The organism is Aliiroseovarius zhejiangensis (assembly GCF_014656375.1).
Classification (GTDB): Bacteria; Pseudomonadota; Alphaproteobacteria; order Rhodobacterales; family Rhodobacteraceae; genus Aliiroseovarius; species Aliiroseovarius zhejiangensis.
Window position 1 is genome coordinate 65,426 of record NZ_BNCH01000010.1, and the last position, 14,773, is coordinate 80,198.

Below are 14,773 nucleotides of genomic sequence, written 5' to 3' on the forward strand. Positions count from 1 at the left end.
GTGTAGGAACATGATCAGATTCACCCTAGCGTCCCGTTCGGCTGATCACCGTGACCAGCGTCCGCCAGACGATCCACATCTCGAACCGGAAGCTGCGATTGGCGATGTAATGAAGATCTGCCTCGACCTTTCGGGCGGTGGCCGCGATGCCTTCGACATAGCCGATCTCGGTCTGGGCGAAGCCGCTGATCCCCGGCAACACCACGTGACGCTCTTTGTATCCGGGCACATCATTCAGGAAGGTAACAGCGTGGTCGTAACAGTCGGGGCGCGGGCCAATCAGGCTCATCTCGCCACGCAAAACGTTGATGATCTGGGGCAGTTCATCAAGTCGGCTCTGCCGCAGGGCCGCGCCAAGCCCGGTGATCCGATCGTCTTCAAGGGGATCATTTGCCCGGCGCCGTCGTGAAGACGGCGTCATCGTGCGAAACTTGTAGGCCATGAAGGGAATGCAGTTGCGCCCCATGCGGGGCTGCATGAACAAGACCGGCCCCGGATTATAGGCGCTGTTCAGGATCAGAAGGATCACCCCGACCGCAATCAAGATCGGCAGCAACAGAAGGCAGAACAGCACATCAAACACCCGCTTGCCAATGGCAAACCCCCGAGGGGTGAGGACGGCGGCATTCGCCGGCACATCATCTACCCGCTCCGATCCGTCGGTGGTCATGCCAAAGTGATGCGCTATCTGCCTCATGGTTGCATTAACCTAAAAATGATTCATCTTTAGGTTGCTAGCATGAATTAGCCAGCCTGCAAAGCGATTTGAGATCCGTGCCTGGCGAACCACCTGTCCGACAGGTGCGGGCAGGCGGCAGGGTTCAGACTTCGGTCGGAATTGGCGACAACCCAAGAAGCGGGATGGCCAGCCCGGCCTCAAGCCCGATCACCGCGACAAGACGGTCCACGCCAACTTCGGGAAAGCTGTCGGTCGAGGCAGGGGACCAGATCCGAAGCACCGATTGCGCCTGTGTTGCCCCGGCAATGTCCGCGTCCGGTGCATGAGCCGGCGCGGCCAGAGGGGCGGCAGCCAGCTGCGGAAACCGCGCCCCGGCCAGAAGTGACGCCAACGCGTATCGTTCACCGGCCCCATCTTCCCATGTCGCAGCGCCAAACGTCTGCACATCGGCCGGTGAATTTCCCACGCAAAGCGCGAATTGATTGGCTTGGGACATCAAATGTTCGGGGCAGGCAATCGTGATCCGGATGCTCATAGCTTTACCCCCGTTTTTGCCGCCATCCATGCCTCCAGAAGCGCGATCTGCGGTTCGTCCGGCTGCGTTGCGGACGCGGTCCAGACCTGCAAACCGTACAGACGAAACGCACCCGGAATACTGGCCGTGACAGCCCCCAGCCCGACCCGCAGCGGTTGCGCGGCGATCGACTGCTGTGCCAGCACCTGCGGGGCGTCGATGACGATTTCGCCGTCCAACCGGACAATTACGTCGCCATCACTGGCCTGAAGCGTCACGACATGTTTGTCGTGGTGTCCCCAAACTGTCGGCGAAGCCACATTCGTGGCAGACACGCCCTGTGCGGACATGCGGCTGTAATACTGCAATCGGTCAATATTGGGGCGCACCCCGACCGACATTCCGTTCGTGCTGCTCTGGCTGATTTCCGCGATGTTCACCCTTGCGGTGCCCGAGGTCGACAGCATCTGATATCCCAGCACCATCGTCACCGGGTTGGCCACATCGAAAACGGTCGCAGTTTTCAGGGCATCATCCACCCCGTCGGTTTCGACCCAATGCAAACTGCCGTCGGTGCGATAGGTCGGGCGCGCGGCGCTGACGGCCTGGCCCAGATCATGTCCATTCCCGGACATATCTTGCCACCGCCCGATCGGCTGGTTATCGGCCGTGACGGAAATCGTGCCTGCGAAATCCTGAAACAACCCGGATCGCCGAGACGGATCGAAGAACACCGAAGGCGACAACGAGGCGGGCGAAAAAGGCGCAGGCGCGGCGTTGGTTGCGGTCCGGCGCAGGGCAATCGCCGGAATGTCATATCCCAACCCCATCATCAGACAAGCACGAAGGCGTGGATACCGGCGGCGGTCGTTCCGGTCGCAAACACCCGCGCGACCCCGACCGGCAAGATGGCATTGTCACCGACCGTGACCACGCGGTCCTCTCCGGCAACCGACCTGAACGCAATCGCACCGCCGGTTTCGACATAAAGCGCAACCGCGACATGGACCAAATCCGTGGCATCAGACGGCGTCACTGGCGCCATATCGGTTGCAGGTCCGCGCAGGGAAAGCGAACGGTTCTCGAAGGGGTTTGACATCATATGCTCCTGACAGTTTGGCACCATGCGCTGCGCCAGATCGAGCAGATCGCCAGCGACAGCAATTCGTCAGAGTCCTATGAACATGGGGTTGAGACCGTCTGACACGCCCGCTCCGGGCGGTGACGTTCTGTTAATCAATGGAATTAAAGAGGGGCACCACGTTTGGGCCGCTGGCGTTGCCGCGACCGCTGGTCCTGCAGCAGTTGCGTCCACAGGTCGTGCAAGGTGCCCTTGTTGTTCTTCGGATCGCGATAGACACGGATTTCCAGATCGGTGGCCAGACGCTCTTCGACGATGGCAAGCCGACCCTCGGCAAGTTCGGTCTTGCACAGGCTCAGCGGCAACCATCCCATCCCGAAGCCTTCAAGGATCATCGCCTTCACACTGTTGGCCAGCGCGTTTTGATTCACGATCAGGACCTTTTGCGGGGTGACGGCCTGTTCCAACACGAAATCCTGCACCGCCCGCAACGCCGACACGGCCCCATAGGACAAGAGCGGCATAGCCTCTTTGCTGCCGTCCTTGAACCGAAACTCCGGCCCGCCGCCCGGCTTTGAGCGTGACACCGGCACGAAACGATCTGTCGACAGCGTCAGATATTCGAAGTTGGCGACCTCCAACGGCCCCAGAAACTCCATCGACGGGTGCCAATAGGTCAGGATCACATCACAATAGCTTTGCTGAAGCGCACTGACGAACTGATCCGCCGCCCAAGAGGTCGAGTTCAGGTCCGTATCCACCCCACCCTTTTGCACCAAAGGCGCGATCAGGGATTTGTAATGCGTCATGTAAAGCGATTGCGAGGTGGCGAAACGAATGATGTTCTCGTTCGCCGCGTCGATGGTCTGGCACCGCTCGATCGTTTCTTCATAGGTGCGCAGCATGATCCGTGCCTGCGACAGAAAAACCTCGCCCGCAGGGGTCAGGGCAAGCGGCAGGGTCTCGCGGTTGATCAGACGCACGCCGATCTCGTTCTCCAACGCGCGGATGCGGCGTGAAAAGGCCGGCTGGCTCACATTCCGTTCTTCGGCCGCGCGCGAGAAATTCTTGCACGCCACCAAAGCCTCGAAATCTCTGAGCCAGATAATATCCAACGACGCGGGTCCGTATCAGGCGCCGATCACATCCTGTTCCAACCGATCCTCTTCGACGGCGTGGCAGGCCACAAGACTGCCGTCGGGCTGGTGAATGGCTTTCGGCTTTTCACTTCTGCATCTGTTATTCGCAAATGCGCAGCGACTTTGGAAGGGACAACCTTGCGGCATGTTGATCGGCGTCGGGATCTCGCCCTTCAGGCGGATGTGGTTCGGCCGGTCATCTTTCAGCTGCGGCACCGCGGACAACAAAGCACGGGTATAGGGGTGTTTCGGGTGCGAGAACAGGGTGGCCGTGTCGGCAGTCTCGCAAACCGATCCCAGATAAAGCACCGCGACACGGGTGCCGAAATGTTCGACCACACTCAGGTCATGGGTGATGAACAGATAGGTCAGGCCCCGGCTTTCCTTGGCCTCCAGCATCAGGTTCAGAACCTGCGCCTGAATGGACACGTCCAGCGCGCTGATCGGTTCATCGGCGATGATGAACTCGGGGTCCACGGTCAACGCACGGGCAATCGCAATCCGCTGCCGCTGACCACCCGAGAACTCGTGCGGATAGCGTTTGGCCCAACTCGGGTCGACGCCGACGGACATCATCACCTCGGTCACCTTGTCACGCACCTCTGCCGTGGAAAACGAAGGATAGTGATGGCGCACCGGCTCCTCCAACGCCTGCCGGATGGTCATGCGCGGGTTGAGCGAGGCATAGGGGTTCTGAAAGATCATCTGGATCTTTTTGCGCAACGGCTGCATCTCGGATCGGGATTTATCGTCAATCCGGTTTCCGTCGTAATGGATTTCCCCGCTGGTCGGGGTCAACAGCCCCGCCACCAGACGCGCCACCGTGGACTTGCCGCAGCCGCTTTCCCCCACCACGCAAAGCGCCTCGCCCCGGTTCACGTCCATGGTGACATTGTTCACCGCGTGAACGGCACGTGTTTCCCGCCTGATGCGCCCATCTCGAAACTTGAGCGTCTCCAGAAAACCGTGATCCAGATCGAACCGCTTTTCCAATCCCTTGATCTCGACCAAAGGGGTTTGAGCATTCATGTCCTTCATGCTTTCTGCTCCTGTCGCTCACCTTCGGCCTGTAGCCGCTGCACCTCGTGACACGCCACTTGCACTTGGCCATACTGCGCGATCTCGGGCAGGCGGGTGCGGCACAGATCGGTGGCGTATTCGCACCGGGGATTGAACGGGCAACCGGGCGGAATGTTGGTCAGGGACGGCATGTTGCCGGGGATCTGGCGCAGCTTCTGGCCGGGCAGGGTCTGTTGCGGCAACGCATTGATCAGACCCTGGGTATAGGGATGCTGCGGATCGTTGATGATCTCGCGCGTGCGGCCCGCTTCGATGATGCGGCCGGCATACATAACCAGCGTGCGCTCGGTCATCTGGCTGACCACGCCAAGATCATGGGTGATCAGGATCAGCCCGACCTTGTTCGACTGGCACAGCTCCAACAGCAGCTCCATGATGTCGGCCTGAATGGTCACATCCAGCGCCGTGGTCGGTTCATCCGCGATGATCAGTTGCGGGTCCAGTAGCAGCGCAATGGCAATGATGATCCGCTGACGCATCCCGCCAGAAAGCTCATGCGGATACTGGTCCAGCCGTTCCTCGGGCGAGGGAATATAAACCTCGCGCAGTTTGACGATGGCGATCTGACGCGCCTCTTCCCGGCTCAGCTTGCGGTGAGCCAACAAGGTTTCGATCATCTGCTGACCAATGGTCAGAACCGGGTTCAGCGTTACCATCGGATCCTGAAAGATCATCGCCATCTTGTCGCCGCGCAGCTCGCGCAGGCGCTTGTCGCTCATCTTCACGACATCTTCACCGTCGAACAGAATCTCACCGCGATCCACATAGCCGGGACGGCTGATCAGGTTCATCAGCGAAAACCCGGTGATCGACTTCCCAGCGCCGCTTTCGCCGACGATGCCCAGACGCTCGCCCTTGGCGACATCGAACGAAATACCGTTCAACGCTGTCACGGTTTCATCGCGCATGGCGAACTTGACGGTCAGGTCGCGCACAGAAAGCAAGGACATCGCGTTACCCCTTATAAAGTTTCGGGTTCAGGACATCACGCATCCAATCGCCCAGCAGGTTGATCACCAGCACCAGCACGACAAGGACCACACCGGGGATCACCGTGATCCACCAACTGCCCGAGAAGATATAGTCGAACCCTGACGAAATCAGCGACCCAAGCGAGGGCTGGCTGGGCGGCATGCCCAGACCCAGAAAGCTCAGCGATGCCTCGGAAATGATGGCGTTGGCCACCTGCACCGTCGAAATGACAAAGATCGGGGACAGAGAGTTCGGCAGGATATGCCGCACCATGATCCGCATGGGGCCAAAGCCCAGCACACGGGCGCTGTCCACATATTCCTTCTTCTTCTCGGCCAGAACCGTGGCACGCACCGTGCGCGCGTATTGCGGCCACTCGGCCACGCCAATCACGGCGATCAGGAAAAAGACGGCGTATTGGTTGAAGGTTTCAGATCCGAACATGGCCTGTGTCACGGCCAGAAAGATGATCGCAACCATCAGCGTCGAGAATGACAACTGGATATCCGCCAGCCGCATCAACAGGTTGTCCAGTCGCCCACCGATATAGCCTGCAAGCAAGCCAATGGTGATGCCCAGAAAGGCCTGCAACGCCACCGCGCAGATGCCGATGATGAGCGACAGCCGTGTCCCGTACAGGATCGTCGACCACAGGTCGCGGCCTTGATCGTCGGTGCCCAGAACGAACTCGGGCAAGGCGCCGTCGATCCACGCAGGCGGGTATTCCGAGTTCATGATGTTGATCTGCGCCGGGTCATAAGGATCATAGGGCGCGATGAACGGGGCAAAGAAGGCCGCGATTGCGATCAGCGCAAAGATGATCAGGCTGACCACTGCAACCGGGTTGCGCCGAAAGCTGTAGCCCATGTTGGAGTTGACGATCTTCGACCAGCGCGAAGGTTCGGCCCGTGGGGTGATGGTCTCGGTGCTCATGCGCCCATCCTCGCAAGGTTCACGGTCGGGTTCACCAATCCATAGATCAGATCGACGATGGTGTTGGTCACGACGAAGATGAAGCCGACCACGATCAGATAGGCGACGATCAGCGGGGTATCGACGCGGTTCACGGCCTCAAGGAACATGAAGCCCATGCCCGGCCACTGAAATACCGTTTCCGTCAGGATCGTATAGGCCACCATCGTTCCGATCTGCACCCCGCCCACGGTGATCACCGGCAGCAGCGTGTTTTTCAACGCATGCACGAAATAGATGCGCCAGGGCCGAATGCCCTTGGCGACGGCATATTTCACATATTCGGATTGCAGCACTTCCATCATCTCGGCCCGGATCAGGCGGACAAAAAGCGGCAACATGATCGAGGCCAGCGCGATCGACGGCAGGATGATGTGCATCCATCCATCTGCGGTGGCGAAATTCGTTTCCCAATAGCCCCAGACATGCACCACATCACCACGTCCGAAGGACGGAAACCAGCCATAGGTGACCGAAAAGACGAAGATCATCAGGATGGCGGTCAGAAAAACCGGGATCGAGATGCCGACAATCGACAGACCCATGATGACACGGCTTAGGATGGTGTCGGGTTTGATCGCGGTATAGACACCCAGCGGGATGGACAGACCGATGATGATGATCGTTGCACCCAGCACAAGCTCAAGCGTGGCAGGCAGTTTTTTCATGATCACGTCAAGCGCGGGTTCCTTGAAGAAGTAGGATGTGCCCAGATCGCCCTGCAAAGCGTTTCCGGCAAAGCGCAGATACTGTTTCAGGAAACTGTCGTTCAACCCCAGCTCATCTCGCAATTGTTGGCGCACTTCCTCGGACACCGACTGGCCGACCAGCTCGCGCAGGGGGTCGCCCAGATTGCCCTGAATGGCGAACGCGATCAGCGAGATGACGAACATCACCGCAATCGCCTGAAAAACTCGCTTCACGAGATAGGCAAACATCTTAGCTACCTTATTCGATTAGGTGGCGTTGCGCCCTTCCCAGCCGTCGACAGGAACTGTCAGCATGGAAATGCGCAACCACATGGCAAACCGGGCCGACGACATGCGCCAGCCCGGTTGCAGTTTCATTTATTCGACGACCAGGTCACCGAAATACGGGAAGTTCAGCGCGTTCACGATCTCGCCCGAGTTCATGCCCGACTTCGAACCCCACGCCAGGTTCTGCCAATGCAGCGGGATGAAGGCCGCCTCTTCATACAGGATACCTTCCAGCTTGGTCAGCATCTCTGCACGCTTTGCTTGGTCGGTTTCGGTATTCGAAGCGTTCATCAGCGCATCGGCTTCCTCGTTGCAATAGTTGCCCGAGTTATACTGACCGTTGCCGGTGGCCTCGTCCGGGCAAGCCGTCAGGAACTGGTGGAAGTTCGCGGAATCTTCCGTATCCGCATGCCAGCCGATCATCATCATGTCAGCCGCACGTTCGTCGAACTTGGGCCAGTATTGCGCCTTCGGCATGGTTTGCAGGTCAACCTTGATGTTGATCTGCGACAGCATTGACGCCACAGCCTGCGCGATCTTGTCATCGTTCACATAGCGGTTGTTCGGCGCCATCATGGTGATCGAGAACCCGTCGGCATAGCCAGCCTCTTCCATCAGGGCCTTGGCTTTTTCCACGTCAAAACGCGGCGCAAGGGCTTCGTCATATCCCAGATAGCCGGCAGGGCTGGCCTGCCCGGCCACGGTGCCGAACCCACGCATGATGCGATCCACGATACCTGCGTTGTTCACCGCATAGTCGATGGCCAGACGCACTTTCGGATCCTTGAAGGCTTCGACCCGATCCTGGTTCATCTGGAAGGTGATGATCCGGGTGCCCGGCATGGTGATCAGGTCGACACCTTCGGCATCCGCCACACGTTGCAGATCGGTCGGCGGGACGGGAGCGATGAAATCAACGTCGCCCGACAGAAGCGCCGCCACGCGAGTCGGGTCTTCTTTGATCGGGGTCAGGATGATCTTGTCCACGTTGCCTTTGCTGTCCGTGTCCCAATAATCCGCGAAACGATCGAACACGACTTTCACGCCCTGCTCACGCTCGCTGACAACATAGGGGCCGGTGCCCGACACGTTGCGTGACGCGAAGCTGTCGCCATGCTTGACGATCTCGGACTTGTCTTTGCCGTCATCCGTTTCGCCGGTGTAAAACGCGCTGTCCATCGGGAAGATGTAGGTCGCGGTGTGCAAGACCAGCGGATACGGCGCCGAGGTTTTCAAGTCGAAGGTCATGTCGTCGATGACTTCAATATCCGTGAAAGGTGCAAAGATACCCTTGAAATCGTCGCTGACTTTCAGGCGGTCAAAGGTCCAGTCCACGTCTTTCGCGGTCAGCATGTTGCCCGAATGGAACTTCACACCGCTTTTCAGCTTGAAACGCATGGTGGTGTCGTCGATCTGTTCCCAGCTTTCGGCCAGACGCGGTTCGAACTGAAGATCCTGAGTCCAGCGCACCAGCGGGTCAAAGACCATGTGCGACAGTTGCAGCGTGCCGCCCGACAGTTGCTCATGCGGGTCCAGCGAAACCGGGTCCGCGTCATAGGCGACGCGCACGGTATTTTCGGCAAAAGCTGCCGACGCCATTGTCGCCACGACGGCCGCAGCCGTCAGGCTTCTGACAAATTTCGTCATTGAGATACTCCCCTGTGTTTGTGACCGAGACGCTAGCGCCAGCCCGGCCACCTGCGCAAATGCCGATAACGAATAGCCGATGCAGGGAACGCATCAGGGGTTTCTTTCCGGCCGCATCAGCAATGCGTGTTCGGTATTGAAACGCCCGCGGGAAGGATATAGTTATAGACCTATAACCAAATGGGATTCATCCGATGTCCAGCTTCAAGTGGCAAAAAGCCGTCGCAACAGTCGCCCTGCTATTCGGCATCCTGACCATCTTTTCCGGTGGCAATGTGCTGTTTGGCCCGACCGAAGCGCGTACGGCGGCAGGGGATTACGTCCCCTTCGTGGTCTGGTTCAACTTTCTGGCCGGGTTTGCCTATGTCATTGCAGCCATCGGTTTGTGGCTGAACAAGGCGTGGGCGATCTGGCTCGCGTCGCTGATTGCACTGACAACAGGTTTTGTCATTCTGGCATTTGCAGTCACCGTTATCGGCGGCGCGGCGTTCGAAATGCGTACGGTCGGGGCTCTTGCCCTGCGGTTCCTGTTCTGGACCGTCATTGCACTGGCTTTGCGGGGCAGAACCGGGCAGGCAGGATGAAACGCAAATCCACCGACAACCGAAAGGCCGAGATCCTGTCGGCAACCTTTGATCTGGCATTCGAAGTCGGGCCGGATCACGTCACGACCGGCCGGATTGCCAAGCAGCTCGGCTTGACCCAACCGGCGATCTACAAACACTTCCCCAAGAAAGAGGACATTTGGAACGCAGTCGCGGACAAAGTGTGTTCACAAATCAGGCAGAATGCCCAAATCGGTAAGGCCGTGGATATCCCGCCCGCGGACCGGCTACGGCGCATGATCATGGCGCATCTGCATCTGATCACCCAATACCCTGCCCTTCCCGAAATCATGGTCACACGCGATCCGACGGGGCGCCTGACCGAAACCCGCCACCTCCTTCTGACAGCGATGTTCGAATTTCGCGACACCCTGATTGCCTGTTGTGAAGAGCTTCGCGCCACCGGCCAAATGCGCCCTGATTTGCAGCCGGAAGACGGCGCAACCCTTCTGGTCGGCCTGATCCAAAGCCTTGTTTTGCGCCTGATCCTGACCCGGGACACCAGCCATCTGGTGATCGAAGGCGAACGGCTTCTGAACCTGCAACTGTCCCTGTTTGAATGCGAAAGACACCAGCCATGAGACCCGGTCTGAAACTGATCCTGATCACCTTGCCCCTTGCGCTGATCGGCGTCGCCATACTTGCCTATGTCATCTCGACCCGCACCCCGCCGGATCGCCACGAACTGTCCGAACGCGCCAGCCCTGTGCGGGTGATTACGGCAGAAAGCTATCAGGTCGCCCCGGCGCTCGTCGGGTTTGGCGTGGTGGCCCCCGCCCGCACCTATCAGGCGATTGCCGAAGTCGGCGGGACCGTCGATTTTGTCAATCCCTTGCTGCGTGACGGTCAGATCCTGCCCGCCGGATCGGTGCTTCTGCGCCTGTCGCCCGTCGACTTCAACCTGGCCATCGCTCAGGCCAAGGCCAACATTCGCGCCGCCGAGGCACGTTTGGCCGAGCTTGACGTTTCCGAAGCCAACCAACGCGCCGCCCTGAAAATCGAACTTGAGGCGCTGGAGCTGAAAGCAGCCGAAGTGGAGCGCGCCAACACGCTGTTCGCGGCTGGCACGATGACCCAAACCGCCCGCGATTCCATTCGGGCTGCCCATCTGGCGCAGCGTCAAAAAGTGCAGGGGGTCGAAAGCACGCTTGCGCTTCTGCCCACACAGCGCGCTGCGCAAATCGAACAGATCGCACTGTATCAGGCCAACCTTGCCACCGCCGAACTGAATTTGGACCGCAGTGAAATTACGCTGCCTTTTGCCGCCCGTGTGGCCAGCCACTCGGTCGAGGTCGGGCAGTTCCTGAACAAAGGCCAATCTGCTGCAACGCTGGATGGGGTCGATCAGGCCGAAGTGGTTGTTCAGGCCGCGATGAGCGATTTCCGAAATCTGGTTCTGAACCGGCCAAACGGGCTGACAACCCTGCCGATGGACCCGGCCATGCTGACGGATACCCTGCACGAACTGCGGTTGCAGGCCACGGTCAGGCTTCGGCTGGGTGACGAGGTGCTGACATGGCCCGCCATTGTTGACCGGATCAGCGATGGCATTGACCCCAAAACCGGCACGGTGGGCTTGGTTGTGCAGATCAATGATGCTTATGGACAGGCCGGAAACGGGAACCGCCCGCCGCTGACCAAAGGTATGTTCGTTGACGTGGTCCTGCGCGCAGAACCGATCACCGGCATTGTCTTGCCGCGCGATGCCCTGCGGGACGGTCACGTCTTTGTCGCCGATGCAGACAACAGGCTGCGCCGCATCCGCGCCGAACCGAAGCTCGTGCAGGGCGATATCGCGCTGTTTGCTGATACCATCGAGCAGGGCAGCCGGATTGTCCTGACCCCGCCGGTTCCGACCATCGACGGCGCGCTTCTGGATCCGCACCCGGACACACAGATCATGGACCGACTGCTGGCCGAGGATGCGGCCCAATGATCCGGTTCTTCGCAGCGCATCCGACGATTGCCAATCTTCTGATGATCCTGTTTCTGGCCGCTGGTCTGTTCGTCGCCCCAACGCTTCTGCGCGAAACCTTCCCCCGCGCCCAACCCAACGAGGTCGAAATCAGCGTGCCCTATCCCGGCGCCCGGCCCGAGGAAGTGGAAACCGCGATCTGCGAGCGGGTCGAAAACGCAATGAACGCCGTGACCGGCATCGAACGCCAATCCTGCGAGGCCCGCGAAAACTCGGCTCGTGCGGTTGTCACCATGCGCGAGGGCGACGATTTCCAGACCTTTGTGGCCGACATCAAATCCGAAATCGACGCGATCACCGATTTTCCGGACCGGGCAGAAGCCCCGACGGTTCGGGCACTTGGCCTGACCGATTTCGTGGCGTCCGTGGCCATCACCGGGCCAACCTCTCGCACCGATCTGAAGGATTATGCCGAACAGACCCGAACCGCCATGCTGCGGTGGGGTGGCATCCCCAAGGTGGATATTCGCGGCTTCTCGACCCGAGAGCTGCAGGTCAACTTGCGCCCAGCCGACCTTCAGAAATTCGGCGTCTCGGTCACCGACATCGCACGCGCCATTCAGGCCAGCAGCCTGGATTTGCCCTCTGGCAGCATCGAAGCGAGGACCGAAACCCTTTTGATCCGCGTCGCAGAGGAGCGTCGCGACACCAAGGCGCTGTCCAACCTGATCATCAGATCATCGGCACAGGGCGGGCAGGTTCGGCTGGGCGATATTGCCGATATCACCGAAGGCTTTGCGCTGGATGACGACGTCATCCTTTTTGACGGGCAACCCGCCGCCATCCTCGACATCACCAAAACCCGCGCCGAAGACAGCCTGCGCACAATGGACGCGCTGAAGGCGTTTCTGGACGCCGAGCGCGCCCAGGCCCCGCCCGGCGTCACGCTCGAGATCACCGCAGACGGGGTGTCGGTCGTGCGCGACCGGCTGACCTTGGTGGTGGTCAACGGTGTGCAGGGCCTGGCGCTGGTGTTCCTTGTCCTGTGGCTGTTCTTCGGGTTCCGCTTTTCGTTCTGGGTGGCCATGGGCCTGCCGGTGTCTTTCATGGGCGGCGTCGCCCTGATGGGGCTGGTGGGGTATTCGCTGAACCTGATGACCACGCTGGGCCTGCTGATCGTGATCGGGCTGTTGATGGACGACGCCATCGTGATCGCCGAGAACATCGCCCGCCTCCGCGAAAAGGGACGCAGCGCATTGGACGCGGCCGTGGAAGGTGCCACGCAGGTGTTTCCCAACGTGCTGGCCTCGTTCGGAACGACAGCAATGATCTTCGGCTCGCTTGCCTTTCTGTCCGGTGACCTTGGCGCCGTCTTGCGCGTTGTGCCGGTCGTGATGCTGTTCGTCCTGTCCGTGTCGCTGGTTGAGGCTTTCCTGATCCTGCCACATCACCTGATCCACAGCCTCGAGGTCGCAAATCACGACACCGGCCTGAGCGCCCGCGTTGAACGGGCGGTTGACTGGACACGCCAACGTTTGGTCGGCCCGGTCGTCGACCTGTCCATTCGCTGGCGCTATGCGGTGGCCGGGATCAGCCTGACGGTCCTTCTTATTTCTGCCAGTATGCTGGCGGGAGGTTTCCTGAAATTCACCGCCTTTCCCGAACTGGACGGCGACACCATCGTCGCACGGGTGCTGCTGCCGCAGGGCACGCCACTTTCGCGCACCGAACAGGTCGTTGCACAGCTCGAGGCAGGGCTGGAACATGTGAACGCCACCCTGACCCCTGACCAACCCGACCAGGCAACGCTTATCCGCCATGTCAGCGTCTATTACGGGCTGAACCGGGATGCGTTTGAAACGGGCGCGCACGTGGTCACGCTCAGCGTCGATCTGCTGCCCTCGGCGGAACGGATCAGCACACCGGGCGAGATCATGGCCCTGTGGCGTGACACGGTTGGCCCGGTCCCGGATGTGATCAGCCTGAAATACGCTGAAAGCACGATCGGCCCCGCCGGGATCGCCATCGACATGCGCCTGAAAGGCGACGATCTGGTGGCGCTCAAGTCAGCGTCGATCGAATTGCAGGACTGGCTGTGGCAGTATCAGGGCGTCACCTCGATCCTTGATGACCTGCGTCCCGGCAAACGCGAGCTGCGCATCACGCTGAAGGATGCCGCAGGGCCGATGGGGATTACCGCGGCCATGGTCGCCGATCAACTGCGGTCGGCCTATCTGGGCACCACGGTCAGCGAGATGCAGATCGCCGGGAATCTTGTCGAACTCGTCGCCCAGTTCGGCCCGCCTGAGCGTGGTGATCGCGTTGTTTTCGACCATTTCAACGTAACGCGCGCGGATGGATCCTATGTGCCGCTATCGGTTGTTGCCGAGGTCGAGATCGGACAGGGCTACAGCCGGATCAACCGCGAAAACGGTATTCGCACGGTGACGGTGCAAGGGTCCATCGACACCCGCATCGCCAACGCCAATGCCATCGTCAGCGATACGATGGCGCGATTCGTGCCGGATTTCCTGCAACGCCACCCAGCCGTCACACTGGACATCGAAGGCCAGAACGCCGAGGCCGGCAAGACGCAGCAATCCATGTTGAAAGGGTTCATCATCGGATTGATGGGCGTTTTCCTTCTGCTCAGCTTTCTGTTCCGATCCTATGTCGAACCGATCGTCGTGATGCTGGTGATCCCGCTGTCCCTGCCCGGCGCCATCTTCGGACATATGGCAATGGGTCTGGATTTCTCGATGCCCAGCATGCTGGGTTTCGTGGCGCTGGCAGGGGTCGTCGTCAACAACTCCATCCTCTTGGTGGATTTCATCAAACATGAGCACGAGGACGTCGCAAATGTTTCCCAAGCCGCGGCCAGAGCTGCCCGCGCACGGTTTCGAGCGATCTTTCTGACCACAACAACCACCACAGCGGGTCTGTTGCCGATCCTGACCGAAACCAACCTGCAAGCGCAAATTCTGATCCCCTTGGTGGCCAGCCTGGTCTTCGGCCTGCTCAGCGCAAGTTTTGTGGTCCTGTTCGTGCTGCCAGCCGTCTATGCGATCCTGGACGATCTGCACCTGAGCACGTTGGCGAAGTCCTAACGCTCTGCAGAGAAAGTCCTAGACCTCGCGTCATGCGCGTTCGCAACGTCGTTGACGTGGGACAATACCGACACCCGGCATCTCA

Annotated in this window: 14 protein-coding genes; 4 read left to right on the forward strand and 10 right to left on the reverse strand. The window is 59.8% G+C overall.

Annotated elements, in window-relative coordinates; all coding sequences use genetic code 11:
* Nucleotides 1-25: 25 nt before the first annotated feature.
* From IE188_RS15855 to IE188_RS15900, 10 genes are all read right to left on the reverse strand, one after another.
* Entirely contained in the window at nt 26-697 is a 672-nt protein-coding gene (locus tag IE188_RS15855; RefSeq protein WP_191287501.1) for a sugar transferase, read from the reverse strand.
* Nucleotides 698-821: 124 nt separating this feature from the next.
* The gene (locus IE188_RS15860) at nt 822-1,214 is read right to left on the reverse strand and encodes a hypothetical protein (RefSeq protein WP_191287502.1); all 393 of its coding nucleotides are present in this window, start codon (nt 1,212-1,214) and stop codon (nt 822-824) included.
* The gene (locus IE188_RS15865) at nt 1,211-2,026 is read right to left on the reverse strand and encodes a hypothetical protein (protein WP_191287503.1); all 816 of its coding nucleotides are present in this window, start codon (nt 2,024-2,026) and stop codon (nt 1,211-1,213) included. Before IE188_RS15865 ends, IE188_RS15860 begins: the two co-directional genes overlap by 4 nt.
* Nucleotides 2,026-2,292 (reverse strand): spike base protein, RCAP_Rcc01079 family, encoded by a 267-nt coding sequence (locus IE188_RS15870; protein WP_191287504.1) that lies wholly within the window; start codon nt 2,290-2,292, stop codon nt 2,026-2,028. Before IE188_RS15870 ends, IE188_RS15865 begins: the two co-directional genes overlap by 1 nt.
* Before the next feature lie 146 nt (nt 2,293-2,438).
* Nucleotides 2,439-3,389: a LysR family transcriptional regulator gene (locus IE188_RS15875; protein ID WP_191287505.1), complete on the reverse strand. Its 951-nt coding sequence runs from the start codon at nt 3,387-3,389 to the stop codon at nt 2,439-2,441.
* Between the two features lie 15 nt (nt 3,390-3,404).
* Complete coding sequence (locus tag IE188_RS15880; protein ID WP_191287506.1) at nt 3,405-4,451, reverse strand: ABC transporter ATP-binding protein; 1,047 nt, start codon at nt 4,449-4,451, stop codon at nt 3,405-3,407.
* The gene (locus IE188_RS15885; RefSeq protein WP_191287507.1) at nt 4,448-5,443 is read right to left on the reverse strand and encodes an ABC transporter ATP-binding protein; all 996 of its coding nucleotides are present in this window, start codon (nt 5,441-5,443) and stop codon (nt 4,448-4,450) included. Before IE188_RS15885 ends, IE188_RS15880 begins: the two co-directional genes overlap by 4 nt.
* A gap of 4 nt (nt 5,444-5,447) precedes the next feature.
* Entirely contained in the window at nt 5,448-6,398 is a 951-nt protein-coding gene (locus tag IE188_RS15890; protein WP_191287508.1) for an ABC transporter permease, read from the reverse strand.
* Nucleotides 6,395-7,375 carry an ABC transporter permease gene (locus tag IE188_RS15895; RefSeq protein ID WP_191287509.1) on the reverse strand — a complete coding sequence of 327 codons (981 nt, stop codon included), beginning with the start codon at nt 7,373-7,375 and terminating at the stop codon, nt 6,395-6,397. Before IE188_RS15895 ends, IE188_RS15890 begins: the two co-directional genes overlap by 4 nt.
* Before the next feature lie 129 nt (nt 7,376-7,504).
* Nucleotides 7,505-9,061 (reverse strand): ABC transporter substrate-binding protein, encoded by a 1,557-nt coding sequence (locus IE188_RS15900; protein WP_191287510.1) that lies wholly within the window; start codon nt 9,059-9,061, stop codon nt 7,505-7,507.
* Nucleotides 9,062-9,255: 194 nt separating this feature from the next.
* Here IE188_RS15900 and IE188_RS15905 point away from each other — a divergent pair, with 194 nt between their 5' ends.
* From IE188_RS15905 to IE188_RS15920, 4 genes are read left to right on the forward strand one after another with little or no spacing between them, the layout of a single operon-like run.
* Nucleotides 9,256-9,645, forward strand: a complete 390-nt coding sequence (locus tag IE188_RS15905; RefSeq protein WP_191287511.1) for a hypothetical protein — start codon at nt 9,256-9,258, stop codon at nt 9,643-9,645.
* Nucleotides 9,642-10,247 carry a TetR/AcrR family transcriptional regulator gene (locus tag IE188_RS15910; protein ID WP_191287512.1) on the forward strand — a complete coding sequence of 202 codons (606 nt, stop codon included), beginning with the start codon at nt 9,642-9,644 and terminating at the stop codon, nt 10,245-10,247. The genes IE188_RS15905 and IE188_RS15910 overlap by 4 nt, the downstream gene beginning before the upstream one ends.
* The gene (locus tag IE188_RS15915) at nt 10,244-11,602 is read left to right on the forward strand and encodes an efflux RND transporter periplasmic adaptor subunit (RefSeq protein ID WP_191287513.1); all 1,359 of its coding nucleotides are present in this window, start codon (nt 10,244-10,246) and stop codon (nt 11,600-11,602) included. The genes IE188_RS15910 and IE188_RS15915 overlap by 4 nt, the downstream gene beginning before the upstream one ends.
* Complete coding sequence (locus IE188_RS15920; RefSeq protein ID WP_191287514.1) at nt 11,599-14,688, forward strand: efflux RND transporter permease subunit; 3,090 nt, start codon at nt 11,599-11,601, stop codon at nt 14,686-14,688. The genes IE188_RS15915 and IE188_RS15920 overlap by 4 nt, the downstream gene beginning before the upstream one ends.
* Nucleotides 14,689-14,773: the final 85 nt, after the last annotated feature.